Source organism: Blautia ammoniilytica (genome assembly GCF_025566965.1).
Classification (GTDB): Bacteria; Bacillota; Clostridia; order Lachnospirales; family Lachnospiraceae; genus Blautia_A; species Blautia_A ammoniilytica.
On sequence record NZ_JAOQJL010000082.1, the window covers coordinates 1 to 1042 of the forward strand.

Below are 1042 nucleotides of genomic sequence, written 5' to 3' on the forward strand. Positions count from 1 at the left end.
CACGCGAGGATAGCTTGTAGATACTTGGCTCAGTAGAGCCATTGAGCAAGAAGCCCCCACTTCAAAATCTGAGATTTAAGTGGTGGGAGCATGTCACGCAGCACCGCAATCGCAGCCAGCATACAAACAAATCCTGCATTTGTCCGGCAAATCATGATGAAATTAAGGAAAGCTAAATTGATTTCCAGTGTGACTGGTCATGCAAAACCAATTTTGGCAAAACTGCCAGAGAGGATCACACTTCTTGATATTTATAAAGCGGTAGAAGGCGACAAACCACTGTTACATCTGGATACACATACCAATCCAGAATGTGGTGTCGGAGTGAATATTCAATTTGCTTTGCACGACTACTATCAGGAAATACAAGAGGCAGCTGAAAAACGGATGAAAGAAATTAATTTGCAGGATATTATTGATTCCTATTATCAAAAAGCAAAAGGATTTGATAAAATATAGAAATGCCGGAGCTTTTTTACATAAGGGGCGCTTAAAGTGTATCAGAAATCTTTTTCTGAAAACAAAACAACCGGAACTAAACAAAATTACTGCACTCTACGAGAGGGTATCCCGAGATGATGAGCAAAGCGGTGACAGCAACAGTATCGTAAACCAGAAGAGAATCCTGGAAAAATGTGCGATTTATCGCCATTTCCAACAATGTGGACAGTGCTCTAAACGATGGCAGTAACGAATTTGTCCCATTTCTTAACATTACGAATGAGTGGTATGTAAGAGATACCAGCCGGAAAATCAAATCCGTACTTCATAATAAGGGGATGGACGGAAAGCATCTGACGAGCAACGCAATCTACTGAAAATGCGTGGTGATGGAGTAAAACAGTCGGTTGCCCATATGCCGGACAGGTGATGAAATTCACCTCGGATTACTTAAAATTCATATTCTACCTTCGAGGGGTATGCCTTTTTTCTCCAATAGAGTATGATTAGTATAAAAAAGGAGCTTCTTGTATAATTCAAATATAAGGAATTCCGAGAAAGAAGGTTGAGAAAAAAATACCTCAGAGTAAAATAAGATTAC

General features: G+C 39.7%; 1 protein-coding gene and 1 pseudogene. Both read left to right on the forward strand.

Annotated elements, in window-relative coordinates:
* Positions 1–90 precede the first annotated feature (90 nt).
* Positions 91–459 carry an Rrf2 family transcriptional regulator gene (locus tag OCV61_RS18435; protein WP_158422952.1) on the forward strand — a complete coding sequence of 123 codons (369 nt, stop codon included), beginning with the start codon at positions 91–93 and terminating at the stop codon, positions 457–459.
* Between the two features lie 55 nt (positions 460–514).
* Positions 515–815 (forward strand): annotated as a pseudogene (locus tag OCV61_RS18440) (recombinase family protein); the annotation flags it as partial.
* Positions 816–1042 lie beyond the last annotated feature (227 nt).